The 26,518-nt window shown below is 41.1% G+C and carries 20 protein-coding genes; 8 read left to right on the forward strand and 12 right to left on the reverse strand.

Annotation, left to right across the window (positions count from 1 at the left end; genetic code table 11):
* Nucleotides 1–123: 123 nt before the first annotated feature.
* Nucleotides 124–1,074: an arginase gene (locus tag FQ608_RS05945; RefSeq protein ID WP_158856902.1), complete on the reverse strand. Its 951-nt coding sequence runs from the start codon at nucleotides 1,072–1,074 to the stop codon at nucleotides 124–126.
* A 283-nt stretch (nucleotides 1,075–1,357) separates the two neighbouring features.
* On the opposite strand from FQ608_RS05945, the gene FQ608_RS05950 reads away from it, so the two are divergent.
* Complete coding sequence (locus FQ608_RS05950; RefSeq protein WP_158856903.1) at nucleotides 1,358–2,692, forward strand: aminotransferase class V-fold PLP-dependent enzyme; 1,335 nt, start codon at nucleotides 1,358–1,360, stop codon at nucleotides 2,690–2,692.
* A 122-nt stretch (nucleotides 2,693–2,814) separates the two neighbouring features.
* On the opposite strand, the gene FQ608_RS05955 is transcribed toward FQ608_RS05950, so the two are convergent.
* The 8 genes from FQ608_RS05955 to FQ608_RS05990 all read right to left on the reverse strand — a co-directional run bounded on the left by FQ608_RS05955 (nucleotide 2,815) and on the right by FQ608_RS05990 (nucleotide 12,538).
* Complete coding sequence (locus FQ608_RS05955; protein ID WP_234364085.1) at nucleotides 2,815–4,359, reverse strand: bifunctional metallophosphatase/5'-nucleotidase; 1,545 nt, start codon at nucleotides 4,357–4,359, stop codon at nucleotides 2,815–2,817.
* Nucleotides 4,360–4,442: 83 nt separating this feature from the next.
* Entirely contained in the window at nucleotides 4,443–4,886 is a 444-nt protein-coding gene (locus FQ608_RS05960; RefSeq protein ID WP_158856905.1) for a hypothetical protein, read from the reverse strand.
* Nucleotides 4,887–4,898: 12 nt separating this feature from the next.
* Nucleotides 4,899–5,306, reverse strand: coding sequence for a DoxX family protein (locus FQ608_RS05965; RefSeq protein WP_158856906.1), 408 nt, complete (start codon nucleotides 5,304–5,306; stop codon nucleotides 4,899–4,901).
* A gap of 671 nt (nucleotides 5,307–5,977) precedes the next feature.
* On the reverse strand, nucleotides 5,978–6,208 hold the full coding sequence (locus tag FQ608_RS05970; protein ID WP_158856907.1) for an acyl carrier protein: 231 nt from the start codon (nucleotides 6,206–6,208) through the stop codon (nucleotides 5,978–5,980).
* A 75-nt stretch (nucleotides 6,209–6,283) separates the two neighbouring features.
* Entirely contained in the window at nucleotides 6,284–9,442 is a 3,159-nt protein-coding gene (locus FQ608_RS05975) for an efflux RND transporter permease subunit (protein WP_158856908.1), read from the reverse strand.
* A gap of 1 nt (nucleotide 9,443) precedes the next feature.
* Nucleotides 9,444–10,496, reverse strand: coding sequence for an efflux RND transporter periplasmic adaptor subunit (locus tag FQ608_RS05980; RefSeq protein WP_158856909.1), 1,053 nt, complete (start codon nucleotides 10,494–10,496; stop codon nucleotides 9,444–9,446).
* A 130-nt stretch (nucleotides 10,497–10,626) separates the two neighbouring features.
* On the reverse strand, nucleotides 10,627–11,997 hold the full coding sequence (locus FQ608_RS05985) for a TolC family protein (RefSeq protein WP_158856910.1): 1,371 nt from the start codon (nucleotides 11,995–11,997) through the stop codon (nucleotides 10,627–10,629).
* Nucleotides 11,998–12,067: 70 nt separating this feature from the next.
* Nucleotides 12,068–12,538, reverse strand: coding sequence for a GbsR/MarR family transcriptional regulator (locus FQ608_RS05990; RefSeq protein ID WP_234364086.1), 471 nt, complete (start codon nucleotides 12,536–12,538; stop codon nucleotides 12,068–12,070).
* Nucleotides 12,539–12,857: 319 nt separating this feature from the next.
* Between FQ608_RS05990 and FQ608_RS05995 the strand changes: the two genes are divergently transcribed.
* Both FQ608_RS05995 and FQ608_RS06000 read left to right on the forward strand, forming a co-directional pair.
* Nucleotides 12,858–14,090 (forward strand): MFS transporter, encoded by a 1,233-nt coding sequence (locus FQ608_RS05995; protein ID WP_158856911.1) that lies wholly within the window; start codon nucleotides 12,858–12,860, stop codon nucleotides 14,088–14,090.
* A 50-nt stretch (nucleotides 14,091–14,140) separates the two neighbouring features.
* Nucleotides 14,141–14,479 (forward strand): n-acetylglutamate synthase, encoded by a 339-nt coding sequence (locus FQ608_RS06000; RefSeq protein WP_158856912.1) that lies wholly within the window; start codon nucleotides 14,141–14,143, stop codon nucleotides 14,477–14,479.
* 131 nt (nucleotides 14,480–14,610) lie between these two features.
* Here the strand turns inward: FQ608_RS06000 and FQ608_RS06005 are convergent, their stop codons facing one another.
* The 3 genes from FQ608_RS06005 to FQ608_RS06015 all read right to left on the reverse strand — a co-directional run bounded on the left by FQ608_RS06005 (nucleotide 14,611) and on the right by FQ608_RS06015 (nucleotide 20,318).
* Nucleotides 14,611–15,990, reverse strand: a complete 1,380-nt coding sequence (locus FQ608_RS06005; protein WP_158856913.1) for a serine hydrolase domain-containing protein — start codon at nucleotides 15,988–15,990, stop codon at nucleotides 14,611–14,613.
* A 21-nt stretch (nucleotides 15,991–16,011) separates the two neighbouring features.
* Nucleotides 16,012–18,381: a PAS domain S-box protein gene (locus FQ608_RS06010; RefSeq protein WP_158856914.1), complete on the reverse strand. Its 2,370-nt coding sequence runs from the start codon at nucleotides 18,379–18,381 to the stop codon at nucleotides 16,012–16,014.
* A 572-nt stretch (nucleotides 18,382–18,953) separates the two neighbouring features.
* The gene (locus FQ608_RS06015) at nucleotides 18,954–20,318 is read right to left on the reverse strand and encodes a M20/M25/M40 family metallo-hydrolase (protein ID WP_158856915.1); all 1,365 of its coding nucleotides are present in this window, start codon (nucleotides 20,316–20,318) and stop codon (nucleotides 18,954–18,956) included.
* A 293-nt stretch (nucleotides 20,319–20,611) separates the two neighbouring features.
* Here FQ608_RS06015 and FQ608_RS06020 point away from each other — a divergent pair, with 293 nt between their 5' ends.
* The 5 genes from FQ608_RS06020 to FQ608_RS06040 all read left to right on the forward strand — a co-directional run bounded on the left by FQ608_RS06020 (nucleotide 20,612) and on the right by FQ608_RS06040 (nucleotide 26,440).
* Nucleotides 20,612–21,070 (forward strand): hypothetical protein, encoded by a 459-nt coding sequence (locus tag FQ608_RS06020; RefSeq protein WP_158856916.1) that lies wholly within the window; start codon nucleotides 20,612–20,614, stop codon nucleotides 21,068–21,070.
* A 444-nt stretch (nucleotides 21,071–21,514) separates the two neighbouring features.
* On the forward strand, nucleotides 21,515–22,909 hold the full coding sequence (locus FQ608_RS06025) for an arginine decarboxylase (RefSeq protein ID WP_158856917.1): 1,395 nt from the start codon (nucleotides 21,515–21,517) through the stop codon (nucleotides 22,907–22,909).
* Between the two features lie 244 nt (nucleotides 22,910–23,153).
* Complete coding sequence (locus tag FQ608_RS06030; protein ID WP_158856918.1) at nucleotides 23,154–25,112, forward strand: hypothetical protein; 1,959 nt, start codon at nucleotides 23,154–23,156, stop codon at nucleotides 25,110–25,112.
* An 11-nt stretch (nucleotides 25,113–25,123) separates the two neighbouring features.
* Complete coding sequence (locus tag FQ608_RS06035; RefSeq protein ID WP_158856919.1) at nucleotides 25,124–25,948, forward strand: DUF2490 domain-containing protein; 825 nt, start codon at nucleotides 25,124–25,126, stop codon at nucleotides 25,946–25,948.
* A 21-nt stretch (nucleotides 25,949–25,969) separates the two neighbouring features.
* Nucleotides 25,970–26,440 (forward strand): hypothetical protein, encoded by a 471-nt coding sequence (locus FQ608_RS06040; protein ID WP_158856920.1) that lies wholly within the window; start codon nucleotides 25,970–25,972, stop codon nucleotides 26,438–26,440.
* The last annotated feature ends 78 nt before the right edge of the window (nucleotides 26,441–26,518 follow it).

The raw sequence follows: 26,518 nt of genomic DNA on the forward strand, positions 1-26,518 counted from the left end.
CTTCGGTAAGGTATCGCAGGCAGATAGCTGCTTACTATGTCAATTGAACTGCAAATATACGGGTTTCCTTGAATTTGTGGGGTTTAGCTTTTAATACATTGGAGTAGCGTACATAAGGGGTTTTTAGAAATTCTCCACCAACATATGCGTGGTGGATTCCAAAATTTCAAACCCAATTTCTGCCATCCTGTTTTCTGAATCTAACGTTGGATTCACTTCCACGATTTCCCAACAGCACACACGTTTGTCTTTGATTAGCACTGCGTTTAACTCCATGGCTTCAATCTCTGTCAGCCCATCAGGAACCGGAGTGCCAGTACCCAATGAAATGGAACTGTCCAAACTATCCACGTCGAAGGATATATAAATTTGATCACAGTCATTCAGATGTTCAAGAGCTTGCTGGCAAATTTTAGGCACTCCCTTTTGCCGGATTTCTGCCACGTTAAAATTCCGGATGCCATAGGTTTTCATCAGATACTCTTCAGGCATTTCAGTGTCTCGCACTGCAATGAAAACTATGTCTTGGGGAAGTATCTTCGGTTCGACACCGCCGATATGCTTGATTTTCTCCCAAAAACCAACCGTACCGGGGAGGGGTTGGTTGACCTTGCATTCCAAATTGTCTATACCAAGGCATATTGCCAATGGCATACCGTGCATATTTCCAGACGGTGTAGTAAAAGGCGTATGGAGGTCAGCATGTGCATCTATCCAAATTACTCCCAACCGTTTATCCGGATTAGCGGACTTGATACCCATTATCGTGCCTGCGGCGGTAGAGTGGTCACCGGCTAAGATAATGGGGAATTTTTTATTTAGACGTAAGTCTTTTATCGTCTGATGGACGTTTTGAAGAACCTCATAGACACCATCTACATATTTGGCATAGGGGTGGTCGTTTCCTCTCCAAAGATAGTTGTTGGCATCGGGCACATTTATTGGGTCAAACCGGGAAAAGAAATTTGACTTTTTGTCCAAGCTTGCCACTTTTAAGGCATCAATGCCCATGCTTGCACCCCGTGTTCCTGCCGCAAGTTCTGAACGTACTTCTACCAATTTTATATCCCGCATAGCAGTGAAACATGAATTTGAAAACAAAATTGACATTTTTCCCGCAGACCTACAATGGAATTCGCAAAAGGTTAAATCATCCGTTCGTAATGAATTATTTCCTTACATCGAAAAATTCAGATTGATTCCTGAAAATTACACGTTAAAACGGTGGTATTGTTGTGAAACCATGGATTTTGGTTTATTTTTAAGTCCTTATTTAAATTATTGAATACTTTTGTCATAGAAACCGAATTCCTTCTTTAGTACCCTCAAACTTGACCACTAACCAAATAAAAACATTATGAAATCAAACGAAAACCGTCGTTCGTTCGTCAAGAAAGCATTGGCGCTAACTGGTGCCTTTTCCGCTACGAGCATTTTCTCCGAACTTCATGCCGAGGAGTGGAAAAGTCTACATCGGAAACTATCTGGAGATTCTGCACTTAAGGTTGCGGCAAACGAGGACTATTGGTCTGTAGTCCAGCGTGGATACACCGCCAGTTCATCCCCCGTGATGAATCTCAACAACGGTGGTGTGTCCCCCTCACCCTTGGTCGTACAGCAGGCAGTAGAAAGATACAATTTGCTTTCCAACCAGGCACCTTCCTATTATATGTGGCGGATTTTGGATCAGGGAAGGGAACCTTTGCGGGAAAAACTAGCCTTACTTGCGGGATGTGATCCGGAAGAAATTGCCGTCAACCGAAATGCGACAGAAGCGTTGAACACGGTTATTTTTGGATTGGACCTCAGCAAGGGTGACGAGGTTATTGGTTGCGAACAGGATTATCCCAATATGATGCAGGCCTGGCGTCAGCGTCAGCAGCGGGAAGGTATTGTATATAAGCAGTTGAGCTTTGATTTTCCACTCGAAGACGAGGAGGTAATTGTGGAGGCTTATCGCTCTGCCATTACCTCCAAGACCAAAATCATTCACGTAACTCACGTGATCAATTGGGTGGGACAAATCATGCCAGTTCAGAAAATATGTCGCATGGCCCATGAACGGGGCATTGAGGTGGTTGTAGATGGTGCACATTCATTTGGACTACTGGATTTTAAAATTCCGGAATTGGAAGGGGATTACTTTGGCACCAGCCTGCACAAATACCTCTCTGCACCAATTGGCAGCGGAATGCTTTGGATCAAAAGGGATAAAATCTCAAAGGTATGGCCGCTACTCTGCAACGGGGACCCCAAAAGCAGTGATATTCGGAAATTTGAAACTCTCGGTACCCGTAGTTTTCCAATAGAGCAGGGAATAGGAGAGGCCTTAAACTTTCACAACGCCATTGGAGCCAAACGGAAAGAGGAACGCGTACGCTATCTGAAAAACTACTGGGCGGAGAAGGCAAGGGAAATTCCCGGCGTAATGCTTCATACCTCACTGCAACCTGCCTATAGTTGTGCCATCGCCGGTGTATCCATAGACGGCATAAACCCACAGATGTTGGGGAATACATTGTTAGAGAAATATAAAATTCATACCACCTCTATTGTATATGGCAATATTAATTGTGTCAGGGTGTCGCCTCACGTTTATACCAGTTTAGATGACTTGGACAGGTTTGTGTATGCTTTGGAGAAAATAGCTGTGGAAAGTGTTTTGCCAGGGTTAAGTACGGTCGGGGGATAGATTAGAATAGTGCTGACAAAATTCATAATCAAAAAAAACACACAATATAAAAGCCGCTCCATGTATTTTGAATGCATGGAGCGGCTTTTTCAATTTATTAGGCAAGCACTTGCTTAAGCAAACTACCTAAATTCATAATCTCCTTCCTTCATTTGGGAAAAAGCTCCCGGACCTAAGTCGGTTGCAATCGATCGGCCATCCAGTTTTGGACTAACCGTATCGACTTCCTTTAAATAAGCTTCAACCGCATCATGGAGCGTATAAGACTCTATAGTAACCTCTGAAGCGTTTTTCAGCCGACACATGGTTGTCAATGGTTCACCTGTCCGGTTGCAGGAAGCCATGGTGTATGTTTTATTTAAATCAAGGGGTATTCCTTGTATTCGGATTTCTTGAATACGTTTACCCGCTTCTCCAGAGCTGTCGAATTTTAATTCCAACCCGGAAAAACGGACTAACCACCCTCCAAATCTCTCTGTATAGTCACTTGCAAAAACGTTGTTGATTTCTTTTTCCAGCCACTCCTGTATTTGAAGACCTGTTACCTTTCCGATTTTCATGTGTTCGTCTACAGGAAGCATTCTCCATAAGTCCGCTTTCGTTATGGCTTTCTTGCCACTTTCATCAGGGAGGATCGGAACACCAAATCTAAACCCGTTAGAGGTCGCGAAATCGACTCCCGTCTTCCAAAGCAGGGCATCCGTAATAAAATTGTCCATGGGATTTTCAACTACCAAATACCTATATATAGGTGTAGAAGTATAGCCCAATACCCTTTCCATTTCCTCTTCGTACGGAAGCATTTCAGCGTCTATAATGTCCTGTACGATGGGGTCTGCGCTATATTTATCGGGAGAAACATCCAATAAATCGTATGTGTAGTCCACCATACGCTTGTCCCTGACTTTAATATCCAATTTACCCAGAAACGAACCAAAAGCCCCCGGTTCGACCACCAAGGTGTATTTGCCTTGAATGGGCTTTCTGATCCGCTCGTGGGTGTCACTCCCTAAGATGAAATCAACACCTTCAACCAAGGGGTTGTTGGCCAGCATAACCTGCTTGGAAATGCCTATGTGGGTGACCAAAAAAAGGATATCAACCTGTTCTTCATTTTTAAGTTGTGTTATCAACTGTTTCAGATTTTCCTCTACGGGTTGAAATTTAATCCCCTTACTATACTCCGGGTTTTGACGCTCAGGTATCTCCGGGTCATTGTAGGAAATAAAACCTATTTTCACCCCTTTCTTGACGGTAGTCCAGTAGGGAGGGAATAGGGTTTCCTGTGTGTCGTCATCAAACATATTTGCGGCAATAACATTTGTGCCGTACTTGTTCATCACCTCCGTCATGATCTGCCTTCCATAAATTACCTCCCAGTTACCGGGAATAAGTAAGTCATACTGCATGGCGGTGACGATAGGGGGGAAAATACTGCCTTTGGACAAAACGCTTGCTCCACTTCCCTGAATTAGATCCCCACCGTCAATAAACAGGGTGCCGTCGGGGTTGTTGTTCCGGATACTGTCGACAAGGGTTTTAATATGTGCCAGCCCACCGGCTTTTCGAAAATGGATACTGTCTCCTTCCACGTATAATTCGTCATGTGGATTCAGATAGGCATGAATATCCGCTGTCTGTAGTATGGTGATAGTTTCCTCACTCATGGTGATTGGATTACTTTGGCATGAGTTAAGCCAAATTAAGGTTAAGATAACTAAAGCTGTTATTCTCATTGTATGTTTTTTTATTAAAGTATTACTGTTTTATACCCCTGCTCCTGTAAACCGAACATATACAGAAGACCATTTTCAGTGATGGAAGCTTCCTTGGGTAAGTTGGTTGTATCTACTTGGAATTGGTGAATGGACAATCCGCAAACCAGTATTTTTAGACCCTTTTCAGCTACTGATTCTCTGATGACCTTTTGGAGGTCTACTTCATTGGAGATTTCTTTAACCAATTCACCACAAACCAATATTTGAAAATCAATTAGCTGACTTTTATCTTTTAACTGCTTTCCTGTTAAGATTGCCGCTTTCAGGTGCTGAGCTTTCATAACTAAAATACCATATTTACCGTCCATTTTGACTGCCTGTTCGGTTTGTTGGACCTCGCTTTTTGATTGCCCGTAGATATTCCCCGCACCAAGAATGGCAATTGTCATTGTAATCAAGATTATATATTTGTACATGATTGTTTTGGTTTATTTGTTGTAAATGCTGAAAACTTTTGGATTGTTGACTATAAAGAAGACCAGTCCTCCGAATATGGCTATGTTTTTCCATAGTGGCCCGTGTAATATCCCATTGCCCAATTGAATGGTGACTGTAATAGGGATTAGCAGCATAAAAAGGATTAATGCTGACCAACGGGTAAAGACGCCACTAAAAAGGAGCAGTCCAAAAATTAGAAGGAAATACCCTGTAATTAGACCTAAGAAATAGGGGTCGCCAATACTCCCTGCAAATTGGCCAAATGCCGCAGAATTAATTCGATTTGCAACCTCCTCAGGGTGCATAAGATGGGAAATACCGGCTGTAATAAATATGCCGCTAAGACTCATGCGGAAAATCAGAACTGAAATTCCGTTCACTAAAATTTTGTTGTTCATTGTATTCTAATTTTTTGGATACGTTTCTTGGTTATCAAAAGTTGATATTTATCAAATCAGAAAGCGTTGATTCAAAATGTATGTGGGAACACGTTCTTTTTGTGCGTTGAATAAGTCAAGAACTGAAAGTTTTATTACACTTTCGAATGAAAAAATGTTTTTTGAGTCAGTTTTAAAAGAATCTATATGTTTTTTTGCTACAAATTTTTTATAGGACCGTTCAAAATCCCTTACGCTTTGGCAGGAAGTTTTATCTATGGTTGTTCTTTGTTGGTTTTTACTGGCAGAGTTTTGTTTTATGTCCTGCTTTACCGAACAAGGTATTACCAGCATCAGAGCTAAGCCCAGAATGATCAAATAGTAATTCTTTTGTTGGAATAAGAACATAAGCTGCAATTTAGGATGTTTTGGTAAGGTTGTAGGTGACTTTTGTTACATATAGTAAATATTCCACCTTCCATTGCGTGGCAATTTTGTGGTTATTTAACCCGGAATAGGCACTAGGATTTCTATTGCGGACTTAAAACGCTAAAAAATCAGCCGCTACACCTCACTTTTCGAGTTCACTGTAGGAGTTAAAAAAACACAAATAAGGGGGAAGTTGACTACTGGACCGAACGCCGACCATCAACAATCGTAAAATAACCAGTGGCTCTTCCCCCTCAATTTTATCAAGCAACTAATTTTTGTATAAGAAGGGCGGGTATTTGAGCCCCGTAAGCCGTGTCATCATCGAGCTGGGTTTGTAAGGCGAGTTCCAAATCAAAGATTAGTCCAAGGACAAATGCCTGATCCATGTTGAGATCCTTGTAAAGGTTATCGTATTTTCTTTTGCCGGATAGGCTTATTCCGTACAAATGAAAGATGGCGGCAATTTTTCGAAGTTTTGAATAATGGTTCATTTTAGAGTATGTTAAATTAATGATGGTTCCCTGGTGCCGGACGCCAGTACTCGACTTCCGGCAAATTCCAGGGACTTACACATAGGCAGCAGCTTCTGATTCAAATTCCTCAACAGGTGTGTCTTCGAGTGCAATTTCTTTTTTCTTGTCGAGACCGAGTTTTTCCAATATCCGATCAAAGACATAGTATATGACAGGCACTATAATTAAGGTTAGAAACATAGATGAAATAAGTCCTCCGATAATAACCCAGGCCAAGCTGTTTTTCCACTCAGCCCCTGCACCACCCGCCAACGCAATCGGCATCATACCGAAAACCATCGCCAAAGTGGTCATCAAAATGGGTCTAAACCGAATTTTAACGGCCTTTTCGAGGGCAGTTTTTACAGGGACGCCGACAGCTTTGAGTTGATTGGTAAAGTCCACCAATAAGATTGCGTTTTTGGCTACCAAGCCCATAAGCATGATCATTCCCATGATACTGAAAATGCTTAAGGTGCCTTTAGTTAATGCAAGTGCCAGAAGTGAACCGATAATGGCAAGGGGCAGAGAAAACATGACCACCAACGGATAGATATATGAATCGTAAAGGGCGACCATGATTAAATATATCATAAGCACAGAAGCTAGCAGGGCAAGCCCCAAACTCCCAAAACCGTCACTTTGGTTTTTCATATCCCCTTCATAGGCTATCTGGACTTGTTCGGGAAATTCCATCCCGTTTATTCTTGACTGCAATTCCGCACCTACAGTTCCGGATGGAATACCTGCCACTTGGGATTGAATCTTGACCGAAGCCATCCGGTTTCTGCGTTCCAGCTTGCTGGGGCCCTCAGATTGGGTCACAGTGGCAAATTGGCTGAGTTTTATCAATTCGCCTTTGTTGTTTGGTAATGAAATGCTTTCCACATCTGCCAGTGACTTCCTGTCAAACTCATTCAATTGTACCAAGATGTCGTACTCAAACTCACCATCTCTGAATTGGGAATTGTCATCACCGTTGAAGGCGATCTGCATGGTGCCGCCTACAACATCCAGAGACAGGCCAAGTGCGTTCATTCTGTCCCGGTCTACTTCCACCCGGATTTCCGGATTTCCTTCCTCAATGGAACTTTTGACCTTTCTACTTCCCGGGATTTGCTCCAATGCTTCGTAGACCATAATTGCGGCCTTTTGTAGGTTTTCCTGATCTGGAGCGGAAACGATCACTTGAATTGGTGCATCATTGGCCGTTCCTAAAATGGATATGGGCACAGCCGTATATTCTGCCCCTATCAGGTTTTCCTGTAGATACCTTTCCACATCACGGGCTAGGGATGGTCCATCCTGAGCCCGATCTTTTTTAGGAACTAGCTTTACAGCCACTTCCGCAGTATAGGGGACGGACTGAGTTCCCGATATAGCACCACTGGTAACTCCCACAGTGGTAAAGATTTCGGTAACCTCAGGCAGGCTACTCAGATAGTTTTCCACTTCCTGGGTTTTGAAATTCGTTTGTTCCAAGGTGGCATCCTTGGGCAGCTCTATCCTTACTATAAACTCTCCCCGGTCTCCTTCAGAAATAAATTCACTTCCCACATATCCTTGGCTAACTAAAAGAAATGATGAAATAAACAAAACTAGTGTAGCAACAAGAACGATAGATTTATGCCCAAAACTCCATTTTAGCATGTCAATGATTCCATCTACAAAGGAGTCCAGACTATGTTCAAACCCATTTACAACTTTTCCAAAGAAGCTGGAAGGATTAATATGCTCAAGTTTTGAAAAGCGGGATGTAAGTAGGGGAATAAGCGTAAATGCTACCAATAGACTAATCAATGTCGCTGAGGCCACGGTGATACTAAACTGAGTTAGGATGCCGGAAATCAATCCTCCTGTTAGGGTTAGAGGTACAAAAACGACCACAATTACCAAGGTGATAGATACAACAGTGCCGCCAATTTCCCGAATGCCGTCATAGGAAGCTTGTGCAATAGTTTTGTCCATTTCCAAGTGACGGTAAATATTTTCAATCACAACAATCGCATCATCCACTAGGATACCCACTACCAAAGAAAGTGCAAGCAAACTCATTAGGTTGAGGGTAAACCCCGCAAGGTACATAATGGTAAACGTGGCTACGATAGAGGCCGGTACGGCTATCATTACAATAACGGCATTTCGGATACTGTGCAAAAACAGCAGCATAATCAAGGCCACCAAGACTACTGCAATCAACAAATCCTTGATCACATCATTGGCAGCTTCCAGCGTAAACTCCGAGCTGTCTTGAGAAATTTGGAAACTGATCCCCTCTGCCTGGTAGGAATGTTCGATCTCTCCGATGGTTTCCAAAACTTTTTCAGCTACTTCTACCGCATTGGCATCGGATTGTTTCTGGACCGTTAGACCTATGGCATCTTTACCGTTCAGCCGGTTTATTATACTACTTTCTTTGAAGTCATCCTGTACTTCAGCGATTTCCTTTAACCGGATTGGTGATTGATCTTGTCGATAGGCCACTACCAGTTCTTCGATTTCCCTCAGAGATGTGAATTTTCCAGCTAATCGGATAAGTGCTTGGCCCTCCTGATTTTTGATTCTTCCTGTGGGGAAATCCAAGTTGCCTTTAACAAGTGCTTGAGAAACAGCAATGGGGGATATACCGTAAGCTTCCATTTTGTTTCTATCCAGATTAATTTTTATTTCCCTTTCGTTGCCCCCCAAAATATTGATTTGAGCTACCCCGTCTATTTGTGCAAGTGAGGGCTGAATTCGGTTTTTTATCAAATCGTAGAATTCCGCCGTCTCCAATCCGGAGTACACAGCCATCTGCATGATGGGTAAATCACCCAAGTCAAACTTACCTAAGCTTGGAGGATCTGTCTGGTCCGGTAAATCTCCGAGTATGGAATTGATTTTTCGCTGGGCGTCCTGCAAGGAAAGATCCACATCGGCGTCGTTTCCAAGTTCGATCGTAATGATGGATATACTTTCCATCGAAGTAGACTGGATACTTTTGATTCCCTCCAATGAAGCAACAGCATCTTCGATTTTCTTGGTTACTGAGTTTTCCACCTCCGAAGGGGAAGCCCCAGGATACACGGTAGAAATGGTGATGATGTTGGGGCTGAACTTTGGAATCAGCTCATAAGAAAGCTGGAAGTATGAAAACAATCCAAGTAAGGTCAGTACCGTGAACGTGACCACCACCATGGATGGCCGTTTGATAGATATTTTTGTCAGTTGCATATTATTGGACCTTTACTTGGATGCCTTCTTTCACGTTGATCAAACCCGTTCCAATAATCTCATCACCCGCACTCAATCCTTCAGTTACCTCAACTAATGAAGCGTTTAGTGGCTTTACTTTTATGGGATGAAATACAGCTCTGTCATTTTCCACTTTGAAAACACCCGGATCTTTCAATCCCCCTGTTAGGGATTTTCTATTGATCACGATGGATTCTCCAGTGGATTTGGAGGAAAAGGTGGCTGTCCCAAACATACCCGGTTTAAGTAGACTGGTGTCCTGATTTTTAATGACCAATACTACCTCATACTTAAAGGAAGCATCACCAGTATCAGAAATAAAAGTTACCTCCCCTTCAAATTGCTGATTTGGAAGGGAATTGATTTTGACGGGGAATTTGTCGCCTTTGTTTATCTGAGTGATTTCATACTCTGATACATGAATCGCCAATTGAAGAGGGCTTTTGTTGATTATATGTGCCAATGGCATTCCGGGGCTTACCAGTGTTCCAGGAACATAAAAGTCATCATTTATATATCCGGATATCGGAGCTTTTATCTTAGTATCATCCGTGCGCTTCTGGATCGCCTTCAATTGTGCCTCGGCAATTTGGTAAGCGACATCCACATCTTCCAATTGTTTTTTGGTGATGGCGTCGGTTTCGGAGAGGTTGCTGAACCGTTGTAAATCCTTAGCGGATTTCTCTTTATTTAAGGTTGCAATAAGTAATTCAGCTTGTATGAGTTGGTCATCTATACGAAGGATTAGATCCCCTTTGTTTACAAAATCCCCTTTCTTTTTCAGAATTTTTACAACGCTACCGCTTGTTTCGGACATTAGGATAACTTCCTGAAATGGCTCCAATACGCCGTTGGCTTCGTAAGTTCTGTCAAAGGACTGTAGACTTACTTTTTCAAGTGTAACCGGAATATGGTTTGTTGGCTGCATGGCTTTGGCGGTTGTTTCTTCCATCTCTGCCTTGTTGTTATACAGGGTAAAAGCTACCGCTCCGCCTCCGGCAATGAGCAATAAAACGAGGATTAGTTTTTTCATTTCAGATGTGATTTTATTTTTTAAGTGTCGATTTTGAGCGCAAATGTGCACCTAGGAACTTTTTAAAATTCTCTATAAGCAATTGCAAATCGGTAAATTGGGCTGGTATTGTATTTTGAAAGGTTCTTTCCTATAAAAGGAGGTTTCTGATTTTTCCCGTTGCTTTGAGGATTTCCACTTGGCCAAGTTGTACTTGAATCAGTTGATTGTTATAGTTTGCCTGGGCACTGCGTTGCACAGATTCTGCTTCCAGAAGGTCAGTGAGCGGACTAAGATTTTCCTTATAAAGCATTTTGGTTTCCGACAGGATTTCATTGGATAATGAAAGATTATCTTCCGTCGCCCGCAGCGTTTTTAGCGAGTTGAAGTATTTTTTGGATGCATTTGAATACTCCATGGATGCAGCATCCTCAGCAAGCCGTCGGTCCTCTTCCAACTGTCTGGATCTAACCTTGGACTGAGCCGCCTTGGATTTAGATACAAAACCATCAAAAATGGGAACTTCCAACTTCAGACCTATCAAAGAACCCTGGTACCAAACTTTTCCTTGGTTCAAAAAATCAAAACTTGTAGAGAAGGCATTTCTATTAATATCACCGAATGCAATAAGAGAAGGATGTTTTGCGGCACGGGCATTTCTAAACTCCTGGTTCAAAAGTGTTTTTTGTATGTCAAGGAGTTGGATATCCGTTCGGTCCTGAATATCCAGGGCGGAAATCTGAAATGAGCCGAAGTACATGTCAGTTTCCCCTTGAGCAACATCAAGCGAGATGTCATCCCCCATAGGCATTCCCATGAGTAATTTCAGGTAACTTAAGCTTTGGAATATACCGATTTCCAAATTCTCCAGTTCGCTTTCCAAGGTTGAAAGGTTTACTCTCACCCGATTCAGGTCGATCTTTCTAACCATATCATTAGCCACTTGAGCCTCCAGTATCGTTTTCAGTCCTTGGAGTTGGTCGATATTGGCCAATAAGTTTTCTTTTTGCAATTCAAGCTGGATACTTCCCAAATAATTCACTGCAATTTCGTAAATAACTTCCTCCTCCGTTTTCGATGATAGAACCTTATAAAACTCTTCCGATGTTTTGGCTGCTTTCAGTGCGATTAGATAAGAACTGCTAAACAGCAATTGATTTACTTGTACCCCGGCCTGTAAAGAATGGGGGACACCCAAGGCTATTACATCCACCCCTCCAGGTTCACTGGGTCCAAAGAGTCCACTTGGCACAGCCTGGGGAAATACCTGCAGGAAATTATTGTAGTTCCCATATGCTTTTAATTGAGGCAATCCGGAACCTCTGATTTCCTCCCGCTGATACTTGGCGGCTGTTTCGTCGAGTAGGGCTTTCTTAATGTCCCTGTTGTTTTTCAGTCCAATTTTTAGGGTCTCTTTGAGGGTAATGGTTTGGAGGTTAGAAGCTGAGCTTGGGTCCAATTCTTGACCGAGCGCCGGTAGGCTAATAAGTATTATATAGCCTATTATCAAAACTTTGTACATAAGAGTATGTTGTGATTTAAATAGTAAATTCATTTAGTTCGGTAAAAAAAGAACTATAAAGATAAATTTTTTAGTTTTTCTTATTTTTAAATTTTTCCAGCAGTACTGGGACCTGTTCTTTAAAGAATTCCAAAAACTCCGATATGCATGTAAGATTTTTGTTGAATTCAGGATGTTTATTACTCCTTAATTCCAAAACTTCTTTAAAGAAATCATTTATTTTGGTAAGTTCCATGATTTCATGTGTTAAATCTGTCTCCCAGTTTTCTCCCATTCTAAGGTAAAAATACCGTTTTCGGTCACCTATTTTTGTACGGTAGGCAATGAAATTTTTTACCTGCATAAAGTTGAGCGCATTGCTGACAGCACTTTTGCTGACCTGGAGTTTTTCCACTATTTCGTCGAAGGTTGCTTCCGCATCTTCTAAAACCATTAAAAGCCCCAATATTCGCCCCATCAAAGGTTGCATGCCCCGTTGTTCGTGGAACACTCCTATTTTTTCTATGAGTTCTTCTTGCTTTGTAGTGAGCGAATTCGACACAGTATTCAGATTATTGTAAGCACTAACGCCACAAAGGTAAAAAGGTTTTTCTAGTTCACCAAAAAAAGAACCAAAATAACTATTTTAATTTCACTTGTAACTATTTCAGAGTGAATATTGCCTTTTAATCTATTGTGAGACAGGTATCTAGGAGTATTTATACAAACAATATATTTGTGTACTTTTAAATACAGCAAAATTGATCCAAGAATGAAAGATTGGTATCAATATAACACTAAAATTTACTCCCTATTGTTAATTGAAAATTACCAGAACTTTTAGCAGTAGGCTAAGGTTTTGATTGGGAGATTTTGAAAGCATGTCAAAGGAAAAACTTTTGCTCTGGACGCTGGCGGCCATCAATTTTACGCATATTGTAGACTTTATGATTCTTATGCCGCTTGGGCCACAGCTTATGCGGATCTTTGAAATTACACCAAAGGAATTTGGATTGCTGGTGTCTTCCTATACCTTCAGTGCCGGGGCAAGTAGCTTTCTGGGGGCATTCTTTTTGGACAAATACGACCGCAGAACCATATTGATGTGGGTGTTTCTAGGCTTCTTGATGGGAACCCTTGCCTGTGCCCTTTCACCCAATTATTTCGTGTTGCTGATTGCCAGAATAATCTCCGGGGTGTTTGGAGGCCTTACTTCCGCACTGGTACTTGCAATAATTGGAGATGCCATACCCGACAATAGAAGGGGAAGGGCTATGGGCTTGGTGATGGCTGCCTTTTCGGTTGCTTCGGTGGTGGGAGTTCCTTTTGGATTGTTTATCGCAAGCCTCTCCTCTTGGCATGCTCCTTTTTTCTTCTTGGCTATATTGTCCGTGGTGATTTTGGGATTGATCTACAAATACGTACCTTCCATTACATCCCATTTGGTATCCAAGGAAAACAAGCCCAGTCCCATGCTGGTCATTCGCCGGGTTACGGGTAATGCCAATCAGATGCGGGCTATCTTACTCACAGTTCTGATGATGTTGGGGCAGTTTACGGTAATTCCATTTCTTAGTCCATTTATGGTTTCCAATGTGGGATTTTCCGAAATCCAGTTGACGTATATTTATATGGCGGGAGGCTTTTTCACAGTATTTACCTCTCCTTGGGTCGGAAGGCTTACGGATAAATATGGGAAGATTCGGGTATTTACGATTTTCATGAGTTTAAATGTGATTCCTATCGGAATCATCACCAACTTGGGTGTAACTCCAATAGGGTTTGCCCTGCTTGTTTCCACCATTTTTTTTGTTACTTCCAATGGGAGGATGGTTCCGGCCGCAGCGTTAATTACCGGTACCGCCAAGCCGGAGAACAGGGGCAGTTTTCTAAGCTTTAACTCGGCCGTTCAGCAGTTTAGCGCAGGTGTGGCGTCTTTTATGGGAGGAATGATATTGGTGGAGAGTGCTGACGGAAGATTACTAAATTTCGAGTGGATTGGTTATTGGGCCATTTTGATCAGTTTACTATGTATTCCGCTTATTCGAAAGATAAAGGTAGTGGATACCGACGCAAGCTTGTCCGGGGATTTGGTAAAAGACAAAAGTTCTTAAACTGCACAGCCAAATTTTAGAAAATAGATTTAAAGAAAAGAACGCTAAAAATGATGAATTACCATAACCGAAAATTCAAGCCTACAATCAATTCCGAAAATGGGGAAACCTCCAGTGATACTATTTTTCATTATCTACAGGATGGCAATATTTTGACAGCCTCCTATTCCGGAGGTGCGATAAAGAAAGGTCAGCTTATTGGGTTGGTAGATGAGAAAGGCAATATTGACATGCGGTATCACCAAGTTAATATAAAAGGAAAACTAATGACCGGAATTTGTCGGTCAAAACCGGAAATAATGACAAACGGGAAAATTCGCCTTCATGAAACCTGGAAGTGGACATCAGGGGATGAAAGTAGGGGTAGCTCAATTATCGAGGAAATATAGTTGTTAGGGTTTCAAAGTTGAAGTAGGATAGGAATATGTAATGTTATTGAAAAGTTAAAAATGAAAAGGTTGGAAATAGGTGTCAGAGAACTGGAAATTCAACTAAATTTTATCCAGATCAACATGGGTCTTCAATTATTTTTGGGTAGTTCTTCTATGACCGATAACGTAAAATCTTCGATACTAAATTCTTTCTTGGGAGTATAACCTAACCGCACGATAACTAAGTCCTCCGAGGGGATCACCAGCACCCATTGACCCTCAAATCCGCCTGCATAGAAAGCATCATTGGGTAGTTTGGGTATGAGTTTGTTTTCCGGACTATCCACCTCACCCGCATTCAACCACCATTGGGCTCCATATTCGCCTAATGGTGCAACCGAAGTAGGGGTAGTGACAAAGTTCACCCATTCCTCTGACAAGATTTGCTTTCCCTCCCAATTCCCCTTGTTCAGCATCAATAGTCCAAATCTGGCCCAGTCCCTTCCCGGTGCAAAGATAAAGGAGGAGCCTACAAAAGTTCCAGAGGCATCTTTTTCCATTATCGTGTTATGCATGCCGATCTGATAGAAAAAATCTTCATAGGGCATTTTCTGATACCTTTCGTCTCCAAGCTGGTTGCGAAGGAATTTTGAAAGTATATTGGTGGTTCCACTGGAATAATAGAACACGGATCCGGGCTTGTATTTTAAGGGTTTGGAGGCCGCCACTTTTGCCGCATCCGGTTTGAGAAAAAGCATATTCGTAGCGTCTGAGACACCACCATAATTTTCAACCCAATCCAAGCCATTCGTCGCCTGAAGCATATGGGTAAGGGATATTTGGCTTCTATCATCCGTCCAGTCCGGATATATTCCCGTTTGGTCCAAACTTAGCATGCCTTTGTCCACTTGCAATCCGATCAGAGAAGCCATTACGCTTTTGCCCATAGACCAAGAGGTATGTTTGGTATGAATTTCATGGTCATTGCCATATCCTTCCGCCACCAGTTCCCCTCCATGAACGACCAGTATCATATGGGTGAGCTGGGATTTTTTAACCGGATCTTCAAATTCAATATCAATAAGTTCTTGTATCCGTTGATATCGCAATTCGCTTCGAATGATCACATTTATTTTGTTTCCCGATGGCCAGGAAACAGTATCCTGATCCCATTCAGGCGTATTTGGAACAAAATATGGCTGGTTTCTGACTGTACTTTCATCCAGACCTGCCAATAGGGTACAACCTTGACCTGGCCGGAATATGGCGATTCTTTGGGCTGTTCCAAATATGGATCCGGTTACTTTGTTGCCCGTCCGATCAACATCAAATGTTCCCAAGTTGATGGGGAATGCATCCAACTCCTGCCGATTTACCGAGCTTTCCGTCCGTTCGGCTACAAACACACAGCTGCACATGATTTTGGCCCCATAGGCGCTAATTAGGGGAAAGGATTTCCATGCATACCTGAGTCCGAAACTGAGGCCAATAAGGCACCCAATTAGAATAATAAAGACTATTTTCCGCATTAAATATTGGTAGTTTACATCCTATCCTTGGGTTTTTGGTAGGTTAAAATGAAACTGACTGCCTTCGTTGGGCTGGGATGTCACCCACATAGTACCTCCTTGATAATCCACTATTTTCTTACATGTTGCAAGACCTAAACCTGTCCCCTCAAATTTTTGGCGGGTATTAAGGCGGCTGTATGGCTTAAACAAAAGTTTGATGTGATCCGGGTCGATACCTATACCATTATCCGACACTGTAAATTGATATTGATATTCGTCTTGATCTAATACAATGCGTATTTCCGGCTTCTTGCCGTCCGGGGTGAATTTTAACGCATTGTTGATCAGGTTAAGGAATAATCTATAAATGGCGTTTTTATCGCCAAATAGGAGTAAATCTGATTCAGGAAGATGAATAGAAGCTCCGCTGGATTGAATGAGAAGTTGCAGGTCATTGATCACAGTTGCCAAAACGTCCAATAGATTAAACGTTTCCGAGTCTTCGGCCTTTGTCGTGGCCCTGGAATATTCCAAAATGTCTTTGATCATTTGCTGCATCCTTACAGATCCGTCACTGGCAAACCGAAGATACTTTAGTCCTTTCTCATCCAACTTATCGGCATATTTTTTTTCAAGCAGTGAAGTAAACCCCGATATCATCCGCAAAGGTTCCAACAAGTCGTGGGCGGTAATTGAGGCAAATTGCTCCAGCTCGTCGTTGCTTTTTTCCAGCAGTTGGTTTAATTCCTGTAATTTGTTTTCAGAAGCCTTTGCTTCAGTTATGTCGATGATTATTGCCACAAATGCAGGCTGGCCTTCGTACCACATTTTCTGTAAATGAACCTCTACTGGATAGGTGGACCCGTCTTTACGTTCGTGTTTTGTGACAAATACCAGTTGTTCTTTCTGATCATTCAGTAGAGGAACTAGGTAATCTCTAAATTTGAGCTCGTCAAACTCAGGTTTAATTTGATATGGGGTAAGTTGTTTGAGTTCTTTTAGTGAATACCCAATGTTCAGAATTGCCCCTCTGTTGACGTATAAAAACCGTAGTTCTTTAGTGTCAAAAACATAGATTTCATTAAGGCTATTTTCTAAAATATTAGCCATTTGAGATCTAATGGAGGCGGTTTTGAGATGTTCTGTTTGGTCATTGAGGACAGTTAGAAAACAGTTTTGCCCTTCGAAATAAAGTTCATGGACCAGCATTTCCCCCTGAATCAATTCCCCATTTTTTTTACGGTGGACAATGTTTTCCAATTTAGTTTCAGAATTCCTTCCCCTTAGCACTTGAATGGATTCGAAAAAAGGTATTACATCTTCCTCCCTGAATAGCTTCCCGATACTTTTCCCCAGAAGTTCCTCCCTTTTGTACCCATACTTGCTTACGGTTGCTGTATTGACTTCCAAAATATGAAGGGTATCAACGTCCAGCAGCATTTTAGGTACTGGGCTACTTTCAAACAACATCCTGTAGTTGGCCTCTGATTGTTGAGTTTTGAGTTCTGCCTGCTTACGTTGGGTAATGGTCCTTGCAAAAAACGCAGCCCCGGTGATTTTTCCGTTTTGATATATAGGATTGCCGTTCAACTCTATCCAAATATCAAGTCCAGTGTCAAACTTTTCCCGCCGGCAATATTCATCACGGAAGGATTCACCGGACAATGCCCTGTCAAAGTAGGATTTGAACTGCAAGTGCATGTCCGCTGGAATTTTGTCGGCAAAGAGAGCATACTGTCCATTATAAACTTTCTTTCCTGTCAAAATCTCCATTTTATTTGAAAAGGCTCGATTGAAAGAAATTAATTTATATTCGGTATCAATGCTCCAAATGTCATCTGAAGTAGTGTTGATTAGTGCCTCAAAATTGACATTTTCCAATTCCGTCTTTTTTTCTATTTGCTTGAATAATCCGTACTGATGATGCATAACTTGGTGCCTTTTATGTAATTCCAGCATGCATACAGCTTGATTGCCAATAATTTGCAACGTATTTAATTGCCCGCTGTCTAAAGTAGAAGGCTTATAATCCAACACACACAGGGTTCCAAAGGAGTCTCCGGAGGCAGAAATTAGCGGAACTCCCGCATAAAAATGAAAGGCATGTTCTTGAATAAAGGGATGGTTTATAAGAAAGGACTTATTTTGGATGTCATTAATTATTGAAGGTTCACTCTCTTTCTGATGTAGGATGTGAAAAGGTAGAGAATGCATCTTCGTTTTTTGCTCTTCTATTCCGAAAACAGATTTGAAGCATGACCGTTCTTTGTCTGCTAAAGAGAGAATCGCGACAGGAGTTTTACAGATTTGTGCTGCCAAAGTGGTAATGGTGTCATATTCTTTTTCAGGCAAATAATCCAAATCGTTATAGTCCTCTAATTGGTCAGGTGTTTCCTTTTCCACTGTCATTTTGTTGCTGTTTTGTTCATGCTCAAAAAATCGGTCGCAAAATTTACTCTATATGTTTTCAGAAATTTGAATCAATGCGGACCATAGGATGGGGTCAAATATAAAGGAAATTATCGTAGACACGATATTATCCGTTGAATAGATTTTTGTTTCGGATTTATGATTTATGATTTGTAAAATGAAATATAGTAGAAATATTGGGGAATAGATACTTATTGATACTGGAAATTGGTTGATATTAGGGAGAATTGAAATATAGTGGAAATACGATGGAAATATGGCCTAAGGCCGAAATATTAGGTGCTCTGAAAATTGGAGCGGTGCGGTTATGAGGTATTTTGGATTTATGAAAGAATTGTGAATTAAAAATTGCGGATTTTTAGTTAATTATGAGTTTTGAATTATGAGTTTTTTTAACGGTAAGAGTTGAAGACGCCAATCTTTCCCGCCAAAACCCGATTCTGTCAAGTTCTGCCTATTCTCGGATGACGGATTCGATTAATTGGATGTTCCCGACACAGGACGGCAGCCCAACCATTCATGGGAATTTGAAAATAGCATCCCCTCCCATCCTACCTAATCGGCTGCGGAAACACAGCCAAGCTTTCTACCCCGGATTCTCCTACGGCCTGAACGGCAAAGAAATAGTTGTCCTTGGAATAGGGGAGGCGCAAGTCGGTATTCTCTGTATAAAACTTCTTTTCCCATACCGGCGAAGCCGTTTCCCGCATCAGTACATAATATCCTTTGGCCTTACCTTGAGCCGGAGCCTTCCATTTTATAAGCGTATGGTTGATATTGGTGATATTTACGGCTGTTGGGCTCAGATCCAATGCCACTTCCTCAGGAACGGATGGAGCGGAGGCAAGACTTGCAAGCACAGCCACGTTAACCGCTGTGTTTTTGCGCAGATACTCATAATCGATATGTTCTGGAAGATCACCATAAAGTGCGCCGTCTTCTTCCCGGATGTCTTGGTGCTGTTGATAGTAATTCTCGTTGTATTCGCAGAGCCGGATGGCAGTAAATCCTTCCCTGCAAAATGGGGTATGGTCACCTCCCCGCATAAAGCGGTCATTGCGGTAAACCAACCTTATTTCCAGTTGATCCACATAACGCTCTCCGGTTTCTTTGATATAACGGGCAAGTTGCCTGGACTTACTGTCATTTTCCCCATTTGTTGCCCTGCGGATGGCTTCCATCTGCTCTGTTTCGGCGAGGGGAATGCCTTCTGAAAATACCCGTAGCCGGGTATTGTCCCGGAGGTTGGTTCCGTTGGAGGTACTGTTGCCTATCATATCATTGTTAATCATGGCAGCGAGATTCCAGCCTTCCGCCTTGGCCTTTTTGGCCAGGTGGGCGGCACCAAGCAAGCCCTGTTCCTCGCCGGATACAAGTGTGAAAATAATAGTTGCCGGAAAAGAGCTTTTACTCATGATACGGGCCATTTCCATTACGGCCACTACGCCGGAACCGTCGTCGTTGGCACCGGGAGAGTCCTGTTTGGTATCCATCACATCCGATACCCGGGTATCGATATGCGCACTTACCAGGAAAATCCGGTCATCGGTCGGATCAGTCCCTTTCAGCGTGGCCATAACATTACCCATACGGGTATCCTTGTCCACCCTTCTTCCGTCCGCAGGCTGGGTGTAATAATCTATCTCTGCAACTAGCCTTCCCCCGGAAGCTTCCGCATACGCTTTAAACCTGGAAAGCACATATTGTCTAGATGCTTCTATACCTCTATCTTCCTGATTTGGGCTAAGTGAATTCCGGGTACCGAATCCTACCAAGCGACTCATATACTGCTCCAAGCTATCGGTGCTGATTTCAGCAATCATGGTTGAAATTTGAGGATTCCGGTGGACGGCGGGAATCTGACTAAGGGCAGTGAAGGGTATGGCAATGATCAAAATAAGCAAAAGACGTAGCATGTGGTTGTTTGTTAGGTTGGCGGTGAAAGTAAGATGAAATGGGGAGACATAAAAGCAGAACGGTAGGAAAACCAAGTTTGAGCGTATAAAGGGCCACATTTCAACTAAAAAGATTAGTCTAGTCTAACAGCGAAAAAATAATTTTGACAAAAATTCGAATATGAAATAATGTTTAATTTATATTTTCCCTACAAAATCTATAGGGTAATTAGCACATTAAATATTCTTTCGTATATTTGTCGAGTAAATGAAACATTTATAGCAAACATCAAGTACACTAATACGGATTATATATGTTAACAGCCTTGAATACTACAATAGAAAGTGAAGATAATTTCCCCGTATCAAATTTGCGACTGAGTAGGCATGAGCCAACACAGTATGTGCTGGGGCCGGGAGAGGCGTTGCAGCAGCAGGGGGTAAAATTAATTGGTCGGCAGGCCGGGGATACAGAACGGTTTGCTGAGGTTTCCTTTGAGCTGTCAGAGAAATTGACCAGCCTATATGGAACCTTGCGCGGATTGAGTGATTTATACAGGTCACCATCTGCCTATATTAAAAGTAACCATGCCGCAAGAAGTTTTACTCTATACTTTAAAGCGGATGCAAAGCAGGAAGTAAAATCGTTTTTGGAGTTGATATTCAATACATTGGATAAAGAACTACATTTCAAAAAGGTATTGCACCAAATCCTGTCCATACAGCAAAGGCAGGAAAAAGAAAATGAGCTTATCTACAAGCAGTTATTTTAAGAAATTAGAAAAAGACCCTCAAAACATTGTTTTGAGGGTCTTTTTCTAATTTCTAATTTTAATTATTAAAGGTGTTTTTTTTTGGTTTTGTTGGCTTTTAAACTGTTATCCTTATAGATTTTTTTAACCACATAGGAGTTCACATAGAGTTTTTTTTAATATTCTTAATGGCCAAAAAAGAAGACTTCATCCTCTCTTTTACTATGTGTACTTTTTTACTATGTGGTAAAAGTATTTGGTCGGATTTTAATAGAAAACTTCGTGCCCTTTGTGCCTTCTTTGAGGCCTCTGTGGTTAAATTTTGACCTAAACTCATGGAATGGATTAGGACAAATTTGAAAGATTAAACTACAATTTGTCCTGAGATACGTTTGAATATTCAATATTTAATGCAAATTTTGACGTTAATTTCTAACTTCCAAGATACGGGACCAAATGGGCTACATGAACCAATACATAGATCTTATCAAACAGACCTTCGATTTTCCGACAAAGGAATTTTCCGTAGAGAACAACGAGCTGCATTTCAACGGGGTGAATTTGATGGAAATCATTAATACCTATGGAACACCGCTGAAACTTACCTACCTTCCCAAGATTTCTGAGAATATACAAAACGCCAAGACTTATTTCAACAATGCCATTCAGGCGCATGATTATAAGGGAAAGTACACCTACTGTTATTGTACCAAGTCCTCCCATTTTAGTTTTGTCCTTAATGAGGCGCTTGCCAACGACATTCATATAGAGACGAGTTCCACCTTTGATATCCCGCTGGTGAGAAACTTGTATGCATCTGGCAAGATCGCTAAGGAAACTTTTATAGTCTGCAACGGTTTTAAAAGAGACCTATATAAACAATACATCTCGGAGTTGCTCAATGACGGCTTTGTGAATTGCATTCCGGTGCTGGACAATTTGACGGAAATTGATTACTATCTGGAGCATGTCAAAGTGCCTTTTCAAGTGGGTATCCGGATAGCTTCCGATGAAGAGCCGAAATTCGGCTTTTACACATCCCGTCTGGGTGTGAGGTACAATGACATATTGAAATTGTACGAGGAAAAAATCAAGGATAACCCACAGGTTAGCCTGAAAATGCTTCATTTTTTTATCAATTCAGGCATTCGGGACACGGCTTATTATTGGTCGGAACTTACCCGCTTTATCCAAAAATATGTGGAGCTGAAAAAAATTGCTCCCGAACTGGATACCATGGATGTGGGTGGCGGTTGGCCAATCAAGACTAATGTGTTTTTTGACTATGATTATCAGTATATGGCGGATCAGATCGTGAAAAATATCAAATGGATGTGTGCCAAAAACAATACGGTAGAGCCGAATATATTTACGGAGTTTGGCAGCTACACAGTAGGGGAGAGTGGGGCAGTGCTATACTCGGTGCTCTCCGAAAAACTTCAAAACGACAAGGAATTGTGGTATATGATTGACGGCTCATTTATCACCCAACTTCCAGATAGTTGGGGGCTAAACCAAAAATACATCATGCTTGCGGTCAATAACTGGGAAGAGGAATACCACAATATTTCCCTTGGTGGCCTGACTTGTGACAGCATGGATTACTACAACTCAGAGGCTAACCAGTACAATATCTATTTGCCCAAGGTTCAGGAAGGGAAGAAGCAGTATATCGGTTTTTTCCATACCGGAGCCTATCAGGAGTCCTTGGGAGGGTATGGGGGCATACAGCACTGCCTGATCCCCGCACCAAAGCATGTGATAATCGACAGGGATACGGATGGATCGATCAAGCACTGGCTTTTTGCCCCTGAGCAGACCCATGATAGTATGATGAAGACGTTGGGGTATAAAGAGTAACGGGGGAATTCAACTGAAATAAAATCCAATACTATTGCCAAAACGCTAGTATTATAGGCCTATGTATACAATTAATCCAGTTTATTAGATTTTTACTTAGCACAAATTCGGTTTTGGCAAACTAGTTGAGGGAAAGGAATCCAATGTTTATCCCAATATAATGGTTCCTTACCCCGTTGTGATATAATGAAACATGAATTACTGATGAGATAATTCGTCTTGTATTCATCCTTAGAAGGAAGTTATGAAAATATATTTATCTCTTTTTATTACTGTTATTTTTAGGTTTTTTGTATTCGGACAATCCGAGTCCGTTTATGATGGGCCGTACGAATTTAAGGGAAAGTCAGGTCAAGCCACTTTCGAATTCAATGAAGGCACAGACGGGGAAATCATTCTAAACGGTTTTTTTAGTTTTGACCGAAAAGAGATAGATTCGTTGGATCAAACCTTACTTACCAAATTTCAGGTGAAGGGTTCCTACAAAAATAATATTAAAGAAGGTAGCTGGTTCTATGATCAGGAGAGGCACAAAATAACTTTGGAGGATGTGATTGAATTCAAGGTGCTTTCCCAGTTGGAAAGTGAGGATTTAGAAATCAAAGCTAACTACAAAGATGGGCTGCCCCATGGAAGTTGGGAACTCAGTGAGCACAAATTTTCAAATAATGAAAAAAGCATCAGGGCAATAGCAGAGAAAATTAATTTTGAGGAAGGGGTGATGACTGGTGAGATATCCTACCGCAATTTTCTAGGTGGATATACTCAATTTTTAAGGGGGAAGGTCAATGAGCGTGGTTTTATGGATGGGGAATGGTCTTTAACCTATTTGAAGGATTCCATGCTCATTTCTGAAGTTAGAAAATATGAAAATGGTTTTTTGTTGGGAGTAGTCCGACGGAATCTGGACTCGGGAGACCGTATTGACGAGGCTATTTTTTACTCAACTATAGAAAAGCTCAACCAAGTTAACGACGGTCTTAACAAAACTTTTAGCATTTCAGAGAAGGTTTTTGACTACAATTATAATGATGGGTTTCGAACAGGAAGTTTGGAGAGGCAGATACAGGTTTCCGGGAACGAGTTTTTATCAAATTTCTTGAAAGACCTTCTCCAATTTGATGATTCGATAGATGAAGATGGCCAATTGGAACGATATCCTTTCTATACAAAACGATTTGAATTTGATATTTCCAGCGATGATATGGATTTGCTGGTAGAGATCCCCGTTTTATTTGATCAGATCATGGACTCGGTTGAAAGGTATAGTGAAATGAATTCCTTGTCACTAAATCGAACAAAAACGGATTCATTGGCATTTTCGCATGCTTATTTTGCAAATAGGGTGGAAAAATTGCACCTGATGGAAAATTTTGTCAATCTTTTAAGAACTGGAGAAATTGTCCATTACGATTTGTCCAACTATGCCAAAGATGGCGTAGACTTTATGTTTCAGGAAGATTTGGTGACCTATAGTTATCAGGATATTACACTGAATAAATTACTGCCCAGACAAGTGTTTTATGATGAATCTGAAACATTCCTCCCCAAATTTAAAACCTATCTCGATGAGGAATTAAGGTTTATAACTGATATTTCAAACTACGTAACTAGTGAGTTGTTTGAAATTGAGATCAATTCCCGTCTAGTTGCGTTGGAAGCTAGTATAGTACAACGGAAAATCGAGCTGGATTCCATATATGCGAACCACCTGGCTAAATCCGATGCGGAAAAAGCGTTCATTGAAGATTTTGCCGTTAATTTCCTGGTTAATAGATTTGATGAATTGAGTGAGGTCTATGCGTCAAGCATTGATTTTGACAATAAATTTGATCAAGGTAATGTGATGTTGGATCTTTTGGGAGAATTGGAGAAGCGATTACCCTCAATAGCCATGTTATTCGAGCGACAAATTGCGATTGACGAAGTGTATATGGAAGAAACTTTTAATCCATTTACCTACAGCAGATATGACCAACGGGCCAAAGAACGTTTGTTCCAAGCAGGAGAAACCCTATTCTACCATTACATGGATCAGTTAAAAGCAGAAAACGATTATACCCAAATAAAAGACCATATCAATAATATTGAAAAACTTCAGGACAGAATGTATGAATTGAGAGATCAAGATACAAGAACTATCGAAAGGAGGTTAGGTAAAAGGACCTCTGCTACCCGTATAGCTTCTGCACTTGGGCTTTAATAAATGTTGATATGAAAAAAGAGACTTTCGTAAGAAAAGTAAAGTTAATAGGCTTTTTCACTTTTATTTGGATGGCGAATGGGTATGGCCAAGATCTAGATGAGCCAGTCAGGACTAATTTGGCTCCAACGACAGAAATGTGGAATGGGTTATATTTGAAACTTAGGCTTTCGGATAAGATTTTCTGGTATCAGGAAAATCATTATCGAAGAAGAGCTAGTGCAGATAACCGTAGTGATTTTGTCGGACGGATGGGACAGATATATAATCGGGCCGGTTTGGTTTATTTATTTAACGATCAATTTGAAGTTACTGTCGGTCCTACACTGGTTTTTAATTTCACACCAGACCCGGAAAATCTTGAATATCTAAATTCTACTTTAGAACCTCGATTATGGCATCAGTGGTTGTTTACACAATCAATTGCAGGAATAAAAATACTACACCAATTCAGGTTTGAACATCGGTTCAAACGGGATAATTTGATTGGTGCGGACTACAAATATACAGATAGGTATAGGTATAAATTTGTAGCGTATATTCCGCTCAATAAACCAAAAATGGAGAATAAAACCTTGTTTTTATCTCCCTCGAATGAAATATTTTTTCAGACAGGTAAATACCAACGGGAAATATTTGAGGATAACCGAGTCTATACCGCTATCGGTTACACATATAATAATTTTATGTTCTTTGGTGGGCATATGTGGACCTATGGATCTACCAATAATCCCGGCACATACGCCAATAAACATATAATTCGATTGAATGTCATGTATACCTTAGATTTCAGAAATCGAAGAAGGCCAGTGACAAGAAGTTTACCAGCCTTGTAATTTCAAATGATAGAAGAATAAATGAAAAAACTTATTTTATTTTTTGCGTTGATCCTAATTGGAAATCTAGCCTTGGCTCAATACCAAGGGCAGTTTAGGCTACAATATGGTAATGATATGGGTTTCTCTTCAGGGTTATTTGGAATGAACATTGGAGGTGAGTATTTTCCAGTTGATCAAATTTCGTTTGCGCCAAACCTAAGTGTGCTTTTTCCGGAGACTGGAAAAGCAAGTAATCTTCACTTAGATGCAAGATATTATTTCACGGATGACAAATTAGAATTATATGCTTTGTTGGGGTATGCCAATTTCAGAAGAAGGTATGAATTTAACCCAGAGAAAACATACGAAAATACAGGTACTATGAATATCGGGGCGGGTGTTTTATACAAGTTTATTGAAGAATTGGGATTAAACGCAGAAATTAAACTACAGCCACAAAATTACAACGAATTTATTATCAAGCTGGGAATTTCGTATTTTATAAATTAACCACTTTCTAGGTAGCTTAAAAAAACCTTTTTTTATCTATATTTGACGTTTAAATCTGTTGCTAACCTACGAGGACAA

Source organism: Lunatibacter salilacus (assembly GCF_009797935.1).
In the GTDB taxonomy this organism is placed as follows: domain Bacteria; phylum Bacteroidota; class Bacteroidia; order Cytophagales; family Cyclobacteriaceae; genus Lunatibacter; species Lunatibacter salilacus.

Coding starts and splice junctions, on each gene's coding strand:
- FQ608_RS06010 (WP_158856914.1), bottom strand. CDS start 18,381: ATGACAGTGGAAAAGGAAACACCTGACCAATTAGAGGACTATAACGAT.
- FQ608_RS05985 (WP_158856910.1), bottom strand. CDS start 11,997: ATGTACAAAGTTTTGATAATAGGCTATATAATACTTATTAGCCTACCG.
- FQ608_RS05950 (WP_158856903.1), top strand. CDS start 1,358: ATGAAATCAAACGAAAACCGTCGTTCGTTCGTCAAGAAAGCATTGGCG.
- FQ608_RS05995 (WP_158856911.1), top strand. CDS start 12,858: ATGTCAAAGGAAAAACTTTTGCTCTGGACGCTGGCGGCCATCAATTTT.
- FQ608_RS06005 (WP_158856913.1), bottom strand. CDS start 15,990: ATGCGGAAAATAGTCTTTATTATTCTAATTGGGTGCCTTATTGGCCTC.
- FQ608_RS06015 (WP_158856915.1), bottom strand. CDS start 20,318: ATGCTACGTCTTTTGCTTATTTTGATCATTGCCATACCCTTCACTGCC.
- FQ608_RS05975 (WP_158856908.1), bottom strand. CDS start 9,442: ATGCAACTGACAAAAATATCTATCAAACGGCCATCCATGGTGGTGGTC.
- FQ608_RS05945 (WP_158856902.1), bottom strand. CDS start 1,074: ATGCGGGATATAAAATTGGTAGAAGTACGTTCAGAACTTGCGGCAGGA.
- FQ608_RS06030 (WP_158856918.1), top strand. CDS start 23,154: ATGAAAATATATTTATCTCTTTTTATTACTGTTATTTTTAGGTTTTTT.
- FQ608_RS06025 (WP_158856917.1), top strand. CDS start 21,515: ATGAACCAATACATAGATCTTATCAAACAGACCTTCGATTTTCCGACA.
- FQ608_RS06035 (WP_158856919.1), top strand. CDS start 25,124: ATGAAAAAAGAGACTTTCGTAAGAAAAGTAAAGTTAATAGGCTTTTTC.
- FQ608_RS05970 (WP_158856907.1), bottom strand. CDS start 6,208: ATGAACCATTATTCAAAACTTCGAAAAATTGCCGCCATCTTTCATTTG.
- FQ608_RS05980 (WP_158856909.1), bottom strand. CDS start 10,496: ATGAAAAAACTAATCCTCGTTTTATTGCTCATTGCCGGAGGCGGAGCG.
- FQ608_RS06000 (WP_158856912.1), top strand. CDS start 14,141: ATGATGAATTACCATAACCGAAAATTCAAGCCTACAATCAATTCCGAA.
- FQ608_RS06020 (WP_158856916.1), top strand. CDS start 20,612: ATGTTAACAGCCTTGAATACTACAATAGAAAGTGAAGATAATTTCCCC.
- FQ608_RS05955 (WP_234364085.1), bottom strand. CDS start 4,359: ATGAGTGAGGAAACTATCACCATACTACAGACAGCGGATATTCATGCC.
- FQ608_RS05965 (WP_158856906.1), bottom strand. CDS start 5,306: ATGAACAACAAAATTTTAGTGAACGGAATTTCAGTTCTGATTTTCCGC.
- FQ608_RS05960 (WP_158856905.1), bottom strand. CDS start 4,886: ATGTACAAATATATAATCTTGATTACAATGACAATTGCCATTCTTGGT.
- FQ608_RS06040 (WP_158856920.1), top strand. CDS start 25,970: ATGAAAAAACTTATTTTATTTTTTGCGTTGATCCTAATTGGAAATCTA.